General features: G+C 49.6%; 15 protein-coding genes and 1 rRNA gene. 10 read left to right on the top strand and 6 right to left on the bottom strand.

Going from position 1 to position 18,738, the window contains the following annotated elements:
* The first annotated feature begins 115 nt into the window (after positions 1-115).
* A 5S ribosomal RNA gene (rrf, locus tag EAH77_RS21325) occupies positions 116-231 on the top strand.
* A 105-nt stretch (positions 232-336) separates the two neighbouring features.
* Here rrf and mobB read toward each other — a convergent pair.
* Both mobB and mobA read right to left on the bottom strand, forming a co-directional pair.
* Positions 337-876, bottom strand: coding sequence for a molybdopterin-guanine dinucleotide biosynthesis protein MobB (gene mobB, locus EAH77_RS21320; RefSeq protein ID WP_241673509.1), 540 nt, complete (start codon positions 874-876; stop codon positions 337-339).
* Positions 873-1,457 carry a molybdenum cofactor guanylyltransferase MobA gene (gene mobA / locus EAH77_RS21315; RefSeq protein ID WP_140474853.1) on the bottom strand — a complete coding sequence of 195 codons (585 nt, stop codon included), beginning with the start codon at positions 1,455-1,457 and terminating at the stop codon, positions 873-875. The genes mobB and mobA overlap by 4 nt, the downstream gene beginning before the upstream one ends.
* A 149-nt stretch (positions 1,458-1,606) precedes the next feature.
* Here mobA and EAH77_RS21310 point away from each other — a divergent pair, with 149 nt between their 5' ends.
* From EAH77_RS21310 to polA, 4 genes are all read left to right on the top strand, one after another.
* Entirely contained in the window at positions 1,607-1,876 is a 270-nt protein-coding gene (locus tag EAH77_RS21310) for a YihD family protein (RefSeq protein ID WP_140474851.1), read from the top strand.
* A gap of 92 nt (positions 1,877-1,968) precedes the next feature.
* Entirely contained in the window at positions 1,969-2,955 is a 987-nt protein-coding gene (locus EAH77_RS21305) for a serine/threonine protein kinase (RefSeq protein WP_140474849.1), read from the top strand.
* Positions 2,956-3,002: 47 nt separating this feature from the next.
* Entirely contained in the window at positions 3,003-3,626 is a 624-nt protein-coding gene (gene dsbA / locus EAH77_RS21300) for a thiol:disulfide interchange protein DsbA (RefSeq protein ID WP_140474847.1), read from the top strand.
* A 400-nt stretch (positions 3,627-4,026) separates the two neighbouring features.
* Positions 4,027-6,831, top strand: coding sequence for a DNA polymerase I (gene polA, locus EAH77_RS21295; protein WP_140474845.1), 2,805 nt, complete (start codon positions 4,027-4,029; stop codon positions 6,829-6,831).
* A gap of 397 nt (positions 6,832-7,228) precedes the next feature.
* On the opposite strand, the gene yihA is transcribed toward polA, so the two are convergent.
* Positions 7,229-7,873 carry a ribosome biogenesis GTP-binding protein YihA/YsxC gene (gene yihA / locus EAH77_RS21290; RefSeq protein ID WP_140474843.1) on the bottom strand — a complete coding sequence of 215 codons (645 nt, stop codon included), beginning with the start codon at positions 7,871-7,873 and terminating at the stop codon, positions 7,229-7,231.
* Between the two features lie 580 nt (positions 7,874-8,453).
* Here yihA and yihI point away from each other — a divergent pair.
* Both yihI and hemN read left to right on the top strand, forming a co-directional pair.
* Positions 8,454-9,026, top strand: a complete 573-nt coding sequence (gene yihI / locus EAH77_RS21285) for a Der GTPase-activating protein YihI (RefSeq protein WP_140474841.1) — start codon at positions 8,454-8,456, stop codon at positions 9,024-9,026.
* Between the two features lie 192 nt (positions 9,027-9,218).
* Positions 9,219-10,622, top strand: coding sequence for an oxygen-independent coproporphyrinogen III oxidase (hemN, locus tag EAH77_RS21275; RefSeq protein ID WP_140474839.1), 1,404 nt, complete (start codon positions 9,219-9,221; stop codon positions 10,620-10,622).
* Positions 10,623-10,684: 62 nt separating this feature from the next.
* Here hemN and glnG read toward each other — a convergent pair whose 3' ends face one another.
* From glnG to glnA, 3 genes are all read right to left on the bottom strand, one after another.
* A complete protein-coding gene (glnG, locus tag EAH77_RS21270) occupies positions 10,685-12,097 on the bottom strand; it encodes a nitrogen regulation protein NR(I) (RefSeq protein ID WP_140474837.1) in 1,413 nt (470 codons plus the stop codon).
* Between the two features lie 7 nt (positions 12,098-12,104).
* Complete coding sequence (gene glnL / locus EAH77_RS21265) at positions 12,105-13,154, bottom strand: nitrogen regulation protein NR(II) (protein WP_140474835.1); 1,050 nt, start codon at positions 13,152-13,154, stop codon at positions 12,105-12,107.
* 241 nt (positions 13,155-13,395) lie between these two features.
* Positions 13,396-14,805, bottom strand: coding sequence for a glutamate--ammonia ligase (glnA, locus tag EAH77_RS21260; RefSeq protein WP_140474833.1), 1,410 nt, complete (start codon positions 14,803-14,805; stop codon positions 13,396-13,398).
* Between the two features lie 460 nt (positions 14,806-15,265).
* On the opposite strand from glnA, the gene typA reads away from it, so the two are divergent.
* The 3 genes from typA (at position 15,266) to EAH77_RS21245 (ending at position 18,731) form a co-directional block, all read left to right on the top strand.
* Positions 15,266-17,089, top strand: a complete 1,824-nt coding sequence (typA, locus tag EAH77_RS21255; RefSeq protein ID WP_140474831.1) for a ribosome-dependent GTPase TypA — start codon at positions 15,266-15,268, stop codon at positions 17,087-17,089.
* Between the two features lie 167 nt (positions 17,090-17,256).
* Positions 17,257-17,844, top strand: coding sequence for a glucose-1-phosphatase (yihX, locus tag EAH77_RS21250; protein WP_140474829.1), 588 nt, complete (start codon positions 17,257-17,259; stop codon positions 17,842-17,844).
* An 11-nt stretch (positions 17,845-17,855) separates the two neighbouring features.
* Complete coding sequence (locus EAH77_RS21245; protein WP_140474827.1) at positions 17,856-18,731, top strand: virulence factor BrkB family protein; 876 nt, start codon at positions 17,856-17,858, stop codon at positions 18,729-18,731.
* The last annotated feature ends 7 nt before the right edge of the window (positions 18,732-18,738 follow it).

Below are 18,738 nucleotides of genomic sequence, written 5' to 3'. Positions count from 1 at the left end.
TTTTTAGTCTGAGAGACTATAAAGTTTGATTTTCAGCGATGTTCCGAGATTGGTTCGTATGGCGTAATGGAGTGAGCGATCATGAAGTTGTGCGGTATGGATGAAACAGAATTTGCCTGGCGGCACTAGCGCGGTGGTCCCACCTGACCCCATGCCGAACTCAGAAGTGAAACGCCGTAGCGCCGATGGTAGTGTGGGGTCTCCCCATGCGAGAGTAGGGAACTGCCAGGCATCAAATAAGTGAGAAACCTCAGTCGAAAGACTGGGGTTTTTTGCTATGGGAATTTTGGTGATTCGAATTTGCTCGCCCAGTGGCCGCTTCACTCAGTAACGCTGTCAAAAATCTGGACGCGAGAGGTCATTTTTCGCCAACCAGTCGATAATAAACTGGCCAATAGCGGGGGTATTATTGAGATCTAAAGTAGGAAAGGAATGGTTAAGTGAACTATCGCTGGCTACGGCTATCACGTTACCTTCCATTAATCCCTCCAATGGCTTGGTGATCCCAGCACGATAGAGCGCAATTTTATCTATTTCCTCATGTTTAAAGCCTTCCACCAAGATTATATCCAGTGAGGTGCTGTCGAAACGGCTGGCGAGATACTGCAAATTTAGTCTTTCCAGTGTCGGTGTTTCCGTCATCAGTGCCCATCGCTGATTGCTCGCCACCATTGTCTGATAAGCGCCAGCTTTTCTCAGCTCGAAACTATCTTTGCCTGGAGTATCAACATCCACATCGTGGTGTGTATGCTTGATCAACCCGACACGAATGCCCTGACTGTTTAGATAAGGAATGAGCTGTTTTAAGAGCGTCGTTTTGCCGGTGCCACTATAGGCTACGATCCCAAGCAAAGGGATCACTGATGAATAGCTCACTTCACACCACCTTGCTCGTTTTCCCATTGCACAATATCCGCCGGGGTATTGAGATTAGCGAATGCGGTGTGGTCACTGAATGTGACTGATGGGGCATTGATTTGCTTGAAGAAGAACATCACTTTTCGTTCTCCTCTGTGAAGATATTCTTCTAATGCAGGGATAAGACTTTTGTTAAGAAAACACAACGTGGGATGTTCACGAAGCGAATCACGGGCATATAACCCCTGATGCCCTGATTTGTGATGCCAGAATTGCTCAGCCAGATCGTGCGGGAATGCGGGGACATCGCAAGGAACAAACAAAGCCCAATGAGTTTTGGTGGCTTTCAGGCCAGCCAGCATTCCTGCCAATGGTCCTGAATAATTTGGAATGAGATCGGGTATGACTTCAAAACGCTGTCCATACCGGTGCTGATTTTGATTAGAATTAATCAGAATATCACTGACCATCGGCCCCAATCTTTCGGCAATATGTTCGAATAAAGGTTTCCCGGCAATTTCCACAAGCCCTTTATCCTCACCCATTCTGGTTGAACGTCCGCCTGCCAGAATAATGCCAGTGATATCTGCTTTAACCATTATCTGAACCTCTGAATTCCATGACCTGGGCGATTGTAACGTTAAACCCTTGAGTGGGGCAGGTTTTAGTTATGCTTCCTCGCTGCCTCTTTCCCTGATCCGATAAGCCTGATATTTTGTGTGACTACTGCACATGGAAGGATTTTATTATGAAAGAACATCGCGTAAATGAGCTGATTGAATTACTTCATCCAGCCTGGAAAAATGACTCAGATCTCAATCTGCTGCAATTTGTGCAGAAGCTAGCTGCTGAATGCGGCTATCAGGGGCCGCTGGCAGAAATAAGTGACGATATGTTGATTTACCATCTAAAAATGCGCGGCAGTGAAAGCACTGCAGAGATCCCGGGCTTGAAAAAGGACTATGAGAATGATTTCAAAACCGCTATTTTGCGCGCCCGCGGTATCATTAAGGATTGATGTAAACTTATGTGAACTTCATGCGACATGCTAAAAATAGATGATACTATTTCCCACTATCATCTTTCCGTGCGGCCTATCTGAATGAAGTTATGAACAATTCTGCTTTCAATTTTCAGGCATTGTCGCCAGATCTAATCCTTGATGCGTTAGAAAGCGTTGGCTTGATAGCAGAGTCAGGGCTTACTGCATTAAACAGTTATGAAAACCGTGTTTATCAGTTTTTGTGTGAAGACAAAAAACGCTACGTGGTGAAGTTTTATCGCCCAGAGCGTTGGAGTGAAACGCAAATCCATGAGGAACACGTTTTTTCTCAGGATATGTCTGATGCTGAAATACCCGCTGTTGCACCGCTGAACATACAAGGTCACACCCTTCACTCCCATCAGGGTTACCTGTTCACCGTATTTCCGAGCGTCGGCGGACGTCAGTACGAAATCGATAACCTCGATCAACTGGAGTGGGTCGGACGCTTTCTGGGTCGTATTCATCAGGTCGGAAGTGAAAGTTTGTTTGTCGCCAGACCCACTATTGGCCTTGACGAATACCTCATTCAACCTCGTACCGTGCTTGAAAACACCACGCTCATTCCTAAACGTCAACGCACTTCATTCCTGGCAGCCACAGACAAGCTCATCACAACCATTGGTGAGTATTGGCATGGTGACTGGCAACCACTACGCTTACATGGCGATTGCCACCCAGGGAATATTCTTTGGCGAGACGGCCCACTGTTTGTCGATTTGGACGATGCGCGAAACGGCCCGGCGGTGCAGGATCTGTGGATGTTGTTGCATGGCGATTTGAGTGAACAGAGACTTCAGTTGGATATTTTACTCGAAGCTTATGGTGAATTCGCTGAGTTCGATACCCGGCAACTGTCACTGATTGAACCGCTACGTGCGATGCGCATGGTCTATTATTTGGCATGGGTTGCCCGTCGCTGGGAAGATCCGGCTTTTCCAAAAAGTTTCCCGTGGATGAAGGATGAAGACTTTTGGTTAGGTCAGGCTGCGGCGTTTACCGAACAAATTAAGAAATTACGGGCACCTCCTCTACAGTTGATGCCAATGTATTGAATCATGAGCAAACATTAAAAGTTTAATTAATTGGAGATGGGTTTTATATGAAAAAGATATTCCTGGCACTGATTGGTATGGTTATGGCATTCAGCGCAACGGCAGCACAATTTTCTAATGGTTCGCAATACGTTACGTTGGACAAGCCTGTAGCAGGCGAGCCTCAGGTTCTTGAGTTCTTCTCATTCTATTGCCCGCACTGTTATCAGTTCGAGCAGGTATGGCATATCTCTGAAGGCATTAAGAAGAATCTGCCTAAAGGTGTGAAATACGCTAAATATCACGTTGAATTCCTCGGTCCTTTGGGGAAACAGCTTACTCAAGCCTGGGCTGTGGCCATCGCGTTGGGCGTAGAAGATAAAGTCAGCCCGCTGATGTTTGAAGCGGTACAGAAGCAACAGTCAGTACAGACACCTGACGATATCCGCAAAGTCTTTATTCAGGCTGGCGTTAAGGGCGAAGAATATGATTCCGCACTTAATAGTTTTGTCGTGAAATCTTTGGTTGTACAGCAAGAAAAAGCTGCTGCTGACCTCGGTTTGCAGGGTGTGCCATCCGTCTTTGTGAATGGTAAATACATGGTTAAAAATGACGGACTTGATACCAGTTCACAGGATATGTATGTAAAACAGTATTCAGATGTGATCAACTTCCTGTCTACCCAGAAGTAATCATATTCAATGAAAAAACGCCAGCCAAGCGCTGGCGTTTCTATTTTAGATGAGCCGCGGGTACAACATGTAAGGCCGCTAAAACTATGATCACATATATATTGAAATCAGTAGTTTTATAAAATTTATTTTATTATATCCACATTGACGATTAAAGTTACGTGACAGCGATATTACGTATGCACCTTCGTTAACTGCATGAAAGTTTAAGTTAAAAATAACGGTTTATTCTCATTTATTCTAAATGACCCGCTTGATATTTTTTTTACTCACACAGTTATCCACAGGCCGATCCCGCGAGATCTCTTGCAAGTCTGATACCAATTTCTCTCTCGTGGTTCGTCTTTATCTCCACCTATGGCATCCTTAGGGTATGTCCGATCACGAATAAAGAAGAGTTATGGCCCAGATAGCAGAAAATCCACTTATCCTGGTAGACGGTTCGTCTTACCTCTACCGTGCTTACCATGCTTTCCCACCGCTGACTAACTCGGCAGGTGAACCGACTGGCGCGATGTATGGTGTGTTGAACATGCTGCGCAGTCTGTTGCTGCAATACAGCCCCAGCCATGTCGCTGTCGTTTTTGATGCGAAGGGAAAAACCTTCCGTGACGAACTTTTTGACCAATACAAATCGCACCGTCCGCCAATGCCTGATGACCTACGTGCCCAGATTGAGCCGTTGCATCAAATGGTCAAGGCCATGGGGTTGCCTTTACTGGTCGTTTCCGGCGTTGAGGCTGATGACGTCATTGGGACCTTGGCCCTGGAAGCTGAAAAAGCCGGCCACGCCGTGCTGATTAGTACTGGCGATAAGGATATGGCGCAGTTGGTCACGCCTGGCGTTACTCTGATTAACACCATGAACAATGCGATTCTTGGCCCGGATGAAGTGGTCGAGAAGTACGGCGTTCCCCCTGAGCTGATTATCGATTTCCTGGCATTGATGGGCGACTCCTCAGACAACATACCTGGCGTTCCCGGTGTCGGTGAGAAAACGGCACAGGCGCTATTACAAGGTATTGGCGGTCTTGATGCGCTCTATGCGGATCTGGATAAAATCGCCACACTCAGTTTCCGCGGCGCCAAAACCATGGCTGCCAAACTGGGTGAGAATAAAGAGGTGGCTTACCTCTCTTACCAACTGGCAACGATAAAAACGGACGTCGAGCTGGATATCACCTGTGACAAGCTCAACGTGGTTGAGCCTGATGCTGCTGAGTTACATACCCTGTTTGCCCGTTATGAGTTCAAGCGCTGGTTAGCCGATATCGAAGCCGGTACGTGGTTAAGTGGCAAAAAAGGTTCTCCTAAAGCGACCGCAGGTAAGAAAAAAAGCGCGGCGGAAATTGATGTTATCGCCGATGTTCCTGTCGAACGCGCTCAGCTGTCGCAGGACGGTTACGTGACTATTCTCGACCAAGCGACGCTGGATGAGTGGATAGGCTATCTGAAAGCCTCAGAGGTTTTTGCTTTCGATACTGAAACTGACGGCCTGGATACCCTTACGGCGAATTTGATTGGTCTCTCATTCGCTGTGGAGCCAGGCAAAGCCGCCTATCTCCCTGTTGCCCATGACTATCTTGACTCTCCGGTTCAGCTCGATCGTGATGCCGTACTGGCCCAGTTTAAGCCTCTGCTTGAAGACGAAAAACAGCTGAAAGTGGGGCAGAATCTTAAGTTTGATCGCGGTATTTTGTTGCGATACGACATTGAGATGAAAGGTATTGCCTTCGATACCATGCTGGAGTCCTATGTACTGGACAGCGTGTCTGGTCGTCATGATATGGATAGTATGGCCGATCGCTATCTGGGCCATAAAACGGTGAGTTTTGAAGAGATTGCCGGTAAAGGCAAAAACCAGCTCACCTTTAACCAGATCGCCCTCGAGCAGGCCGCACCTTATGCGGCTGAAGATGCCGACGTCACTTTGCAATTGCATCGGACACTATGGCCGAAAATTCAGGAAAGCAAAGCCTTGACGACGGTGTTCAATGATATCGAGATGCCGCTGGTTCCTGTGCTGTCTCACATTGAACGTACCGGTGTGCTTATCGACCAGCATATTCTTGCCGCGCACTCAAAGGAGCTGACGCTGCGACTGGCTGAGCTGGAGATTAAAGCTCACGAATTGGCCGAAGAGCCCTTTAACCTCTCTTCGCCAAAACAGCTGCAGGCCATTCTTTATGAAAAGCAAAAGCTGCCTATTCTCAAGAAAACCCCCGGCGGTGCGCCTTCGACTAACGAAGAAGTGCTGGCAGAACTGGCACTGGATTACCCTCTGCCAAAAGTCATTCTGGAATATCGTGGTCTGGCGAAACTGAAATCGACCTATACCGATAAACTGCCGCTGATGATTAATCCGCAGTCTGGCCGTGTACACACTTCGTATCATCAGGCGGTGACGGCCACCGGGCGTTTGTCCTCCAGCGATCCAAACTTGCAAAATATCCCAGTGCGTAACGAAGAGGGCCGCCGTATTCGCCAGGCTTTTATCGCGCCTAAGGATCACTGCATTGTTGCCGCCGACTATTCGCAAATCGAACTGCGCATCATGGCGCACCTGTCTAAAGATGCAGGGTTATTGAAGGCATTTGCGGAAGGCAAAGATATCCATAAAGCTACTGCAGCGGAAGTTTTCGGCACGCCGCTGGATAACGTCACCGGCGAACAGCGCCGCAGTGCGAAGGCGATTAACTTTGGTCTGATCTATGGCATGAGCGCCTTTGGTTTATCCCGTCAGCTCAATATTCCGCGTAAAGAGTCGCAGCGCTATATGGATTTATACTTTGAACGCTATCCAGGCGTGCTGGAATATATGGAGCGCACCCGCACACAAGCCTCTGAGAAGGGCTATGTAGAGACGCTGGACGGACGCCGTCTCTATCTACCAGATATCACGTCAAGCAATGCCATGCGCCGTAAGGGGGCCGAACGTGCAGCGATCAACGCCCCGATGCAAGGTACGGCGGCAGATATCATCAAACGTGCGATGATCAAAGTGGCGGATTGGTTACTGCAACCAGATGCGCCACGTGCTCGCATCATTATGCAGGTTCACGATGAACTGGTTTTCGAAGTGCATAACGATGATGTTGATGTTGTCAGTGAAAAGGTTCGCAGCCTGATGGAAGGCAGCATGGAACTGGCGGTTCCATTGAAAGTAGAAGTCGGTGTGGGGGAAAACTGGGATCAGGCTCACTAAGTGAAGATAAATTAAGCAGTTTTTGTAATTAAGCTACATGATTTTGTGATTATTTTATGAAGACGATCGCATAACCTGCAATTTTTGTGTAAGTAAACTACAAAAAAGTCTTTTTCCTGCTCATGAAATGAGGTAAAGTCTCGCTCGTAGGGTACAGAGGTAAGATGTTCTATCTTTCAGACCTTTTACTTCACGTAATCGGATTTAGCTGAATTTTTTAGCCGCCCCAGGCATTTATGTCTGGGGCGTTTTTTATTGTTCTTTTCTTACATCTTCTTCTGGGCCGTCGCTATAAAAAAGGGCGACCCGCTGGCCGCCCTTCAAATCTTGAAACGTTAAACTCCAACGTTCAACAAACTATCCCACCATCCTATTGCTCAAAAGCAACGGATCCCAATTACTCGCCAGAAAGTTCGTCTTGCAGAACTTCCGGGGGGATCTCATTAAACCAGGTGTTTAGCTTGTCGTTCAGTTTGTCCACGCCCACTTTTTTCAGCGAGGAGAACGCCTCAACCTGGATATCCCCCATAAACTCTTTGATGGTTTCTCGGACCATCTTGACTTGCGTCTGACGGGCGCCGGACGAGAGTTTGTCGCACTTAGTCAGCAACAACATGACTGGCGTACCGACAGCTACAGCCCAGGAGATCATCTGGCGGTCTAGATCTTTTAGCGGATGGCGGATATCCATCAACACGACTAACCCCTTCAGGGAGTTGCGCATTTGCAGATACTCTCCAAGCGCTTTCTGCCACTTACGTTTCATCTCTTCAGGAACTTGCGCATAACCATAACCCGGCAAGTCGACCAGCCGAATGCCGGGTTCCACTTCAAAAAGGTTAATCAGTTGCGTACGGCCAGGCGTCTTACTGATACGCGCCAGGCTTTTTTGCTGGGTCAACGTGTTCAGAGCACTGGATTTGCCGGCGTTTGAACGACCAGCAAATGCGACTTCAATGCCTTCATCACTTGGCAGATGCCGGATGTCCGGGGCGCTCATGACGAAATGGGTCATATGATAGTTGTATGTTTGGCTGGTCAAAACGTGCATCTCCGTGAGGCTTGGGTATCTGGCTGGCGATTATAGCTGCAACAGGAGCGGCATGCGTTTCTGTTTTTGTAATCCGAATGATGATGAATAGGGGTCACCGAGATGAAGGTGCGGAAATTATTCCTTCATGATGTAAGACATTTGCCATTCAAAATGCGGGCTATCACGCTTTATTTCGCGCCGTGATTTTTAAAAGTTTTTAAATTCAAAAGGATGCCGAAGCGGATAAAAAATCTCACGCCGGTCATGCGGCGGCTATCTTGAGCCTTTACGCCATTGGGGTAAAGTACTTCTTAACGCGATGAAGGCGAGAACGGAAACACGGATGAATCAGTCTTCAGGGATCTCAGGAAAAGCATCGCAACTCAGGGATGATCGGAGCCGGACGCTCTGAAAGGCAAAGGAAAAACCGGGAAGTTGAAGCCTTACATGGAAAGTGGTGTAAGAATATCCTTCCGATGAAGGAAAGAAAAAGGCAGCAAGGCTAACTTGCTGCCTTTTTTCTTTGCGCGCTTTCTGCTAGATTCCGGCGCAAATCTATACTAATTGAACACACCTAAGAGCAGATGCCATGAAACAGCCAGCGAAAGCCCCGCGCGCCAATACCGCGACAGCAAAACCAAAGAGAAAAAAAAATCGCGTTGAGCTTGATATCGAAGCGCGCGAACGTAAGCGTGATAACAAACGCCGTGGCCATAAAGCAGGTTCACGCGCTAACCCAGACGCAGAAAAAAAACAAAACGGTGCAGCCGGTAAAAAAACCGATCCACGCATCGGCAGCAAAAAATCCGTTCCGCTGGTGGTTGAAACTGTTTTCAACAACGCGCCTAAAGCGAAGAAAGCGCCTAAACCACAACAGGTTGAAGCTGAAATAAAAACCCAACCACAGTTGCCACCTGAAGAAGAGCTGACGCTGCTGGAAAATGATCCGCGTCTCGACAGCTTGCTCGACAAGCTCGACGATGGCGAAAAACTGAGTGCTGAAGACCAGTCTTACGTTGATCAGACGCTAGACCGTATTGATGCACTGATGGAATTGCTGGGTATTGAACTCGGCGACGAAGATGATGAAGTTGACGAAAAGACCAAGAACGAAGACATGATGCAGTTACTGAAACGCGGTGATCCGAAAGAAGGTTTCTAAAACTTGCGCTGGGTCATCCCGACAGCGATGGCCTTACTCTTCGCATGTTATCTGCTTTGGTTATTCGTTAAACTACGCCGGTTATCGAAAACCAAAGCACGTTTGTATCATGCAAGCGCTGCCCGGCAGATTAAACATCTGCCTGTCAGGCGTACCGGCAGGAGCAGACGCCGCAAGGAGTGAGCAAGCATTATGTCAACGAACGCTGCGTCATCAAACGCCGAATTACCGCAGACCACGGTCTGGGATTTAGCGCTTATTCAGAAATATAACTATTCCGGTCCGCGCTATACGTCTTACCCGACTGCACTGGAATTCAGTGAAAGCTACAATGACGCCGCCTTCCGGCGCGCAGCGCAACGCTATCCAGAACGCTCACTCTCCCTGTATGTCCATATTCCCTTCTGCCATAAGCTCTGCTATTTCTGCGGTTGCAATAAACTGGTCACCCGCCAGCAGCATAAAGCAGAAGAGTATCTCAACGTCCTCGAGAAAGAGATCCATCACCGTGCTGAGCTGTTTAAGGGCCGTCAGGTCAGTCAGCTCCACTGGGGTGGGGGTACGCCCACTTATCTGACTAAAGCCCAGATAAGTCGTCTGATGGGCCTTCTGCGCGGTCATTTCGACTTCATGCCTGACGCCGAGATGTCTCTGGAGTTGGATCCGCGTGAAATTGAGCTCGATGTGCTCGACCATCTGCGCAGCGAAGGTTTTAATCGCCTGAGTATGGGTGTGCAGGACTTCAACAAAGAAGTTCAGCGGCTGGTAAACCGTGAGCAAGATGAAGCGTTCATTTTTGCGCTGATCGCCCGCGCCAAAGCGCTGGGGTTTAACTCCACTAATATTGATTTGATTTACGGCCTGCCGAAGCAGACGGCTGAAAGTTTCGCCTATACATTGCAGCGCGTGGCCGAATTAAACCCCGACCGTCTGAGCGTGTTCAATTATGCGCATATGCCAAAACTGTTCGCTGCCCAGCGTAAAATCAAAGATGAAGATTTACCGGGCGCTGAGGAAAAACTGCGGATTTTGCAGGAAACCATCGCCTCGCTGACCGGCTCAGGTTATCGCTTTATCGGCATGGATCACTTTGCGCGTCCTGACGACGAGCTGGCCGTGGCTCAGCGGGAGAGGAAATTGCATCGCAACTTCCAGGGCTACACCACGCAGGGTGACAGTGATCTGCTGGGGCTGGGCGTGTCGGCCATCAGCATGTTAGGCGATACTTATGCGCAGAACGAAAAAGATCTGAAAACTTATTATGCTCAGGTGGAAGGGCAGGGACATGCGTTGTGGCGCGGTCTGGAAATGACCCCGGATGATTGCCTGCGTCGCGATGTGATCAAAGCGTTGATCTGTCACTTTGAACTGGATTTCGCCGAAATAGAAAAGCGGCATGGTATTGAATTTATTTCATATTTTTCTGATGACCTGGCTTTGCTGGCCCCGCTGGCGAAAGACCGGCTGGTGGAAGTGAGCCAGAACAATATTCGTGTTACCCCGCAGGGCCGCCTATTGATCCGCAACGTATGTATGTGTTTTGACGTTTACCTGCGCCGGCAGGTTCGCCAGCAACAGTTCTCCCGCGTGATCTGATTCTCTTATCGCACAAACAAAAACAGCCGCAAAAGCGGCTGTTTTTGTTTACCTGAAAACGGTTATTCCATTCCCAGCTCTTTAAGCTTGCGGGTCAGCGTATTGCGCCCCCAGCCAAGTAAGCGGGCTGCTTCCTGTTTATGTCCCTGAGTATGGCGTAATGCCGTGGTCAGCAGCGTTCGCTCCATTTCGGGTTGGGCTTCTGACAGCAGATTTTGATGACCGGAACGCAGTGCGCGATCGGCCCACTGTGCGAGCAGTGTTGCCCAGCTGTCCGGTAAACTCTGTCCGCCCACTTCCGGCGTAGAGCTTTCAAACAGTTCGCTCGGCAAATCCTGTATCAACACTTCCTGCCCGGCGGCCATCACCGTCAGCCAGCGACAGGTGTTTTCCAACTGGCGAACGTTGCCTTGCCACGGCAGGCGGGTCAGCGCAGTTTCCGTTTCCGGGTGCAGGTTTTTCGCTTCCACGCCCAGCTCTTTGGCTGCTACTTGCAGGAAATAGCGCGCCAGACGCGGAATATCCTCGCGGCGCTCGCGCAGCGGTGGCAGGTGCACGCGAATGACGTTCAGACGGTGGAACAGATCCTCACGGAATTTGCCTTCCTGCACCCGCAATTCCAGATTCTGGTGGGTAGCGGCAATAATTCGCACGTCCACTTTCACCGGCGCATAGCCACCGACGCGGTAAAACTGCCCGTCAGCCAGCACACGCAGCAGGCGGGTTTGTACGTCGAGAGGCATATCGCCGATTTCATCGAGGAACAGCGTGCCGTTGTCGGCCTGCTCAAAACGTCCCTGACGGATCTGGTTAGCGCCGGTAAATGCCCCTTTTTCATGACCAAACAGTTCTGATTCAATCAAATCTTTCGGGATCGCCGCCATATTCAGCGCGATAAACGGCGCTTTTGCCCTCGGACTGTGGCGGTGCAGCGCGTGTGCGACCAGCTCTTTACCCGTACCTGACTCGCCGTTGATCAGGACACTGATCGATGAGCGGGAAAGGCGGCCAATGATACGAAACACATCTTGCATCGCCGGTGCTTCGCCGATGATATCTGCCGTCGGGCCACTTGCCGGTTGGGTTCTTGCGGGTTGCTGCTGCTCCTGATAGTGACTGATGGCGCGCTCAACCAGAGCGACCGCTTCATCAATATCGAAAGGTTTTGGCAGGTAATCAAACGCCCCTTGCTGATAGGCACTGACTGCGGCATCCAAATCAGAGTGCGCCGTCATTATGATGACCGGAAGCATCGGGTGGCGCTGTTTTATCTGTTTGAGCAGCGCTAAACCATCCATGCCAGGCATGCGAATGTCAGATAACAACACGTCAGGGGTTTGAGTCGCAATGGCTTCAAGCACATCATTGCCGCTATCAAAGGCGGTACAATTTAAGCCCGCTCCAGTGAGGGCACGTTCAAGTACCCAGCGGATGGAGCTATCGTCATCGACGATCCAGACTATCCCTCGTTGCATAAGAACCTCACTGGCGAATAGGCAGGTAAACCGAGAATTCGGTATGTCCTGGCCAACTGTTAAATTCAACTTTACCCGAATGCTGATCAATCAAACTGCGCGCGATGGACAGGCCCAGCCCTGTGCCCCCTTCGCGGCCACTGACCATGGGGTAAAAAAGTGTATCCTGCAAATGTGCCGGGACGCCGGGGCCGTTATCTTCAATATCTATCCGGGCCGCCAGGCGGTAACGCACACCGTGCAGGGTAATTTGAAAAGCCGTGCGTGTACGCAATGTAATAGATCCGCCTTCCTCACCCAGAGCCTGTAAGGCATTACGGGTAATATTGAGCAGGATTTGTTCTATCTGGTCCGGGTCGTGCGCCAGTTCCGGCAGGCTGGGATCGTAATCACGAATCAGCTGTACGTTATCCGGTTTTTCCATCGAGACCAGCTGACAAACACGCTCCGCGACTTGATGAATACTTTGAGTTATATGCTGGCTGGGACGCTGAGGACCAAGCAAGCGATCCACCAGATTACGCAGCCTGTCGGCCTGCTCGATAATAACTTTGGTGTATTCCAGCAGTGCAGGATCCGGTAAGGCGCGCGACAGAAGTTGTGCCGCGCCACGTAATCCACCGAGCGGGTTTTTAATTTCATGCGCCAGCCCGCGGATCAAATCCCGCGCAGCGACTTGCTGAGCATGCTGTAACTGTTCCTGGCTCAGACGCCGCTGATTATCCATCGGTGCCAGCTCGATCAGGATAAAACCATCGGGCTGTGCCTGTGCCGTCAGCGAGAGGACGTGCGCACGGCCATCGACCACCAGCGTCACTTCACTGTCTGTAAAACCTTGTCCGGCATGCAGACTTTCGCGCATCAACTCAATATTGAGAGAGAAATAACCCACCAGTTCCGGCAACGGTGTACCAAATAGTTTACGGGAACTTTGCGCTAATAATTGCTGAGCTGCCGGATTGGCATAATGCACAGCCAGTTCGTCGTCCAACAACAGAATGCTGTTGATGAGGGAATTGAGGATCTGTCCAGCATCGGGCAGCTTGCCAGTTGCCATACCGCAGTCTCCCGCACCTGAACGGTGCATTTTATCCGGCTACCCGGTGAATTCACGGGTCAGATGGGTTAAGCAGGAAAGAGTGTGGAGAAAAAAGCCCATCCGGAGATGGGCTGAAGATTTCCACGGCAACAAAACATCTTACGTATTCGGGCGCTGAAGATCTTTCAACACGCTATTTTTGACCTTCAGTCGGATGTTTCTCTCTGCGCCCGCCCGGAGACGGACGCAGAGTCGTGCATTAAACGCTGTAGTACAGTTCGAACTCAACCGGGTGTGGAGTCATGCGAACGCGATCCATCTCTTCTTTACGCAGAGCGATATAAGCGTCGATAGCATCGTCGGTGAATACACCACCACGGGTCAGGAACTCGCGGTCTTCGTTCAGGCTGTTCAGTGCTTCTTCCAGTGAACCTGCAACTTTTGGAATTTCTGCTTCTTCTTCCGGTGGCAGGTCATACAGGTTTTTATCCATTGCATCGCCCGGATGGATTTTGTTGATGACGCCATCGAGGCCAGCCATCAGCAATGCGGCGAACGCCAGGTATGGGTTTGCTGCTGGATCAGGGAAACGTGCTTCGATACGTACCGCTTTAGGGCTGGAAACGTGTGGAATACGAATAGACGCTGAGCGGTTACGCGCAGAGTAAGCCAACATCACTGGCGCTTCATAACCTGGGACCAAACGCTTGTAAGAGTTGGTGGTCGGGTTAGCGTAGGCGTTGATGGCTTTAGCGTGCTTGATGATACCGCCAATGTAGAACAGTGCCATTTCTGACAGGCCGCCGTATTTGTCGCCAGAGAACAGGTTGTTACCGTTCTTGGACAAAGACATGTGGCAGTGCATACCGGAACCGTTATCGCCAAACATTGGTTTAGGCATGAAGGTCGCGGTTTTACCAAATGCGTGAGCCACGTTGTGAACCACGTATTTGTAGATTTGGATTTCGTCAGCTTTCTTGGTCATGGTATTGAAGCGGGTAGCCACTTCGTTCTGACCTGCAGTTGCCACTTCGTGGTGGTGAGCTTCAACAACCAGGCCCATCTCTTCCATGGTCAAACACATGGTAGAACGAATGTCTTGTCCTGAATCAACAGGAGGAACAGGGAAGTAACCGCCTTTAACGGCTGGACGGTGACCTTTGTTGCCGCCTTCGTATTTGGTGCCGGAGTTCCATGCGCCTTCGATATCATCGATAGCAACGTGGGAGCCGGAGATGCTGCTGCCGAAGCGCACATCGTCAAACAGGAAGAATTCAGGCTCAGGCCCGAACAGAACGGTGTCCGCGATACCGGAAGAGCGCAGGAAATCTTCTGCACGCTTGGAAGTCGAACGTGGGTCGCGGTCATAACCTTGCAGCGTCGTTGGCTCAAGGATGTCGCAACGGATGATCAGAGTTTGTTCTTCGTAGAATGGGTCGAGAACAGCAGTGCTCGCATCAGGCATCAAAACCATGTCTGATTCGTTAATCCCTTTCCAGCCACCGATTGAAGAACCATCAAACATTTTGCCTTCTTCGAAGAAGTCAGCATTAACCTGGTGAGATGGAATGGTGACGTGCTGTTCTTTGCCTTTGGTATCAGTGAAACGTAAATCTACGAATTTCACTTCATGCTCATTCAGCATCGTCAAAACGTGTTCAGCGGACATACTAGTTCTCCCGAATTTCTCATTATCGTCGTGGAACGAATAACCATTTGATTGGCATTTTATTGGAAATAACAACCCTACTCGAACTGGCGTGCGACCTAAACAGTTTCTTTCATTGCTCTGAAAGACCTGTTTTCACCCTGTAATAAATCTTTACGCCTAAAAAGAGGTAGCGAAATCTGTGCCAACTTTGAGAAAATGCCAATAACGCCATTTTAAGGGGCTTTTGCACCTTACGAGTATGCACCATAACGGGAGTGCTGCACTTTTTTGGTGCTCCTTGTGAGATGCGGAGCACTATTTTGGTGCGCCACATCGGTGAAGGGGTCTCTTTGCACCGTGAAAGGGATCACAAAGTAACCATTCTTGAGTTGTTTCGATAAGATCCTTGTGATCTTGTTTAGAACCTCGCTTAATACGTGTACAATAGCGCGCTATTTCTAATGCCTGAGGCAAAGCTGTGATCGAAAATTTGCGTAACATCGCCATTATTGCCCACGTTGACCATGGTAAAACCACCCTGGTCGACAAGCTGCTGCAACAATCCGGTACTTTCGGAGAGCGTGTAGAAGCAACCGAACGCGTAATGGACTCCAACGATTTGGAGAAAGAGCGTGGGATCACCATCCTCGCAAAAAACACCGCCATTAATTGGAAAGACTACCGCATCAACATCGTTGATACCCCGGGACACGCCGACTTCGGCGGCGAGGTTGAGCGTGTGATGTCAATGGTTGACTCGGTGCTGCTGGTTGTGGATGCAATGGATGGCCCAATGCCGCAAACCCGTTTCGTGACCAAAAAAGCGTTTGCTAATGGTCTGAAGCCGATCGTGGTAATCAACAAGGTTGACCGTCCTGGCGCACGTCCTGACTGGGTTGTTGATCAGGTCTTCGACCTGTTCGTTAACCTGGACGCGACCGACGAGCAACTCGACTTCCCAATCATTTATGCATCTGCCCTGTTGGGTATCGCGGGTACCGACCATAACGATATGGCCGAAGATATGACCCCGCTGTACCAGGCAATCGTAGACCATGTTGAAGCACCTAAAGTTGACCGTGATGGCCCACTGCAGATGCAGATTTCTCAGCTGGACTACAATAACTACGTTGGTGTTATCGGCATTGGCCGCATCAAACGCGGTGTGGTTAAGCCTAACCAGCAAGTCACTATCATCGATAGCGAAGGCAAAACCCGTAACGGTAAAGTCGCTAAAGTGCTGGGCCACATGGGTCTGGAACGTATCGAAACTCAACTGGCTGAAGCAGGTGACATCATCGCTATCACCGGCTTGGGTGAGTTGAACATCTCCGATACCGTTTGTGATGTGCAAAACGTTGAAGCACTGCCACCGTTATCTGTTGATGAACCAACAGTGACCATGTACTTCTGCGTAAACACCTCTCCGTTCTGTGGTAAAGAAGGCAAGTATGTGACTTCACGTCAAATCCTTGACCGTCTGAACAAAGAACTGGTGCACAACGTGGCACTGCGCGTTGAAGAAACTGAAGATGCTGATGCGTTCCGCGTATCCGGCCGTGGTGAACTTCACCTGTCAGTTCTGATCGAAAACATGCGTCGTGAAGGTTTCGAAATCGCTGTTTCCCGTCCAAAAGTTATCAACAAGATGATTGATGGTCGTAAACAAGAGCCATTCGAAAACGTGACGCTGGATATTGAAGAACAGCACCAGGGTTCAGTCATGCAAGCCATGGGTGAACGTAAGGGCGACGTTAAGGACATGATCCCAGACGGCAAAGGTCGTATTCGTCTGGATTACCTGATCCCAGCACGTGGTCTGATCGGCTTCCGTACTGAATTCATGACCATGACTTCTGGTACTGGCCTGTTGTACTCCACATTCAGTCATTACGATGATGTGCGTCAGGGTGAAATCGGTCAGCGTCAGAACGGCGTGCTGGTTTCCAACGGTCAGGGTAAAGCAGTTGCGTTCGCACTGTACAGCCTGCAAGACCGCGGTAAATTGTTCCTGGGCCACGGCGCAGAAGTGTATGAAGGCCAGATCATCGGTATTCACTCACGTTCTAACGACCTGACCGTGAACTGCCTGACCGGTAAAAAGCTGACCAACATGCGTGCGTCCGGTACTGACGAAGCCACTACCCTGGTTCCTGCCATCAAGATGTCTCTGGAGCAAGCTCTGGAATTCATCGATGATGACGAACTGGTCGAAGTGACGCCTCAGTCTGTGCGTATCCGTAAACGTCACCTGACCGAGAACGACCGTAAACGTGCAATGCGTGGTCCTAAAGAAGCTTAAGTTTCTTCCGCATTATCCGTTTTCAATAAAGCAGGGTGCCTTCGGGTGCCCTGTTTTATTTTGTGTTTTTTCTGATGCTACCTCGCAGCACCGTGCTTCCCTCCCTGTTCATGTGTACCTTTTCCCGCTAAAGTTAATTCCATCAACTTTGAAATCAGGAGCGTGCAATGCTGTACATTTTTGATATGGGAAACGTCATTATTGATATCGATTTCAAACGTGTGCTTGGTGTATGGAGCAATCTCAGCGGCACGCCCCTGGCGACGCTGACCGAGAGATTCTCCATGGGCGAGGTGTTTCAGAAACACGAACGGGGCGAGATAAGCGACGAAGATTTCGCGGTTGAGCTCAGTCATGAGATGGGCATTGCGCTGAGTTTTGAACAATTCAGTTTAGGTTGGCAGGCGGTGTTTGTCGGCTTGCGACCTGAGGTTATCGCCGTGTTCAAAACATTGCGCGAACAGGGGCATTGTGTGGTGGTGCTATCAAATACTAACCGTCTGCACCTCAACTATTGGCCTGAGCATTTTCCAGAGATCGAAGCCAATACTGATGCACTGTACCTGTCGCAAGATCTGGGTATGCGTAAGCCTGAGCCTGGAATTTTCGAGTATGTGCTTAACAAAGAAGGCATTACAGCCAGTCAGGCTGTCTTCTTTGATGATGTTATCGAAAACGTAGAAGCCGCCAGGTCGATGGGTATTGAAGCCGTGCTGGTGGAGGATAAGACGACTGTACCGGCCTGGTTTTCCTGATTGGAGCGTGAATGAGAACACGATGGCATCGAGTTAAAACAGGTTTACATTTTGTACACCTGTTGCTTAAGCGAGCGGATAAAGATGGCCTGACGCTGCTGGCTGGCCATTTGGCTTATGTTTCGTTGCTTTCACTGGTGCCGCTGATCGCCGTGGTCTTTTCATTGTTTGCACTGTTTCCGGTGTTTTCAGAGATCAGTGCTCAGCTCAAGACCTTTATTTTCAATAACTTCATGCCTGCAACTGGCGATGTTATTCAGCGCTATTTAGAACAGTTTGTTGCCAACTCCAGCAAGATGACGGCGGTCGGCACATGCGGGCTGATTGTCACTGCACTGTTACTGATCGCCTCCGTTGACAGCGTACTGAACAAAATCTGGGACAGTAAAAGTAAAAGGCCAATCGTCTTTTCGTTTGCCGTTTACTGGATGGTCCTGACGCTGGGGCCGATCCTGCTGGTGGCCAGCGTGGCAATCAGTTCGTACTTATTGTCTCTAAACTGGCTAAGCATTAATGGCGTCCATTCGATTATCGACCATACCCTGCGCGTACTGCCTCTTCTTATCTCCTGGATCTCGTTTTGGCTGCTGTATCAGGTCGTTCCTACGGTTCGTGTTCCTCCCCGGGATGCATTGGTGGGCGCTTTAGTGGCTGGGTCTCTATTCGAGTTGGGGAAAAAAGTTTTCGCACTCTATATCCAGCTATTTCCGTCCTATCAACTGATTTATGGCGTACTGGCGGTGATCCCGATTTTATTCCTCTGGGTTTATGTAAGCTGGTGTATCGTGCTTTTAGGGGCAGAGATCACCGTCACCCTGGGCGAATATCGTTCACTGCGAAAGCTACAATCCTCTGACGCCGCCGTGTTAACCGTTAAAGAGTCATAATTTTAAA

This window comes from Ewingella americana, from assembly GCF_006438725.1.
GTDB classification, from domain to species: domain Bacteria; phylum Pseudomonadota; class Gammaproteobacteria; order Enterobacterales; family Enterobacteriaceae; genus Ewingella; species Ewingella americana_A.
The sequence above is the reverse complement of the archived record's forward strand: the minus strand, read 5'-3'. Positions and strand labels throughout refer to the sequence as shown.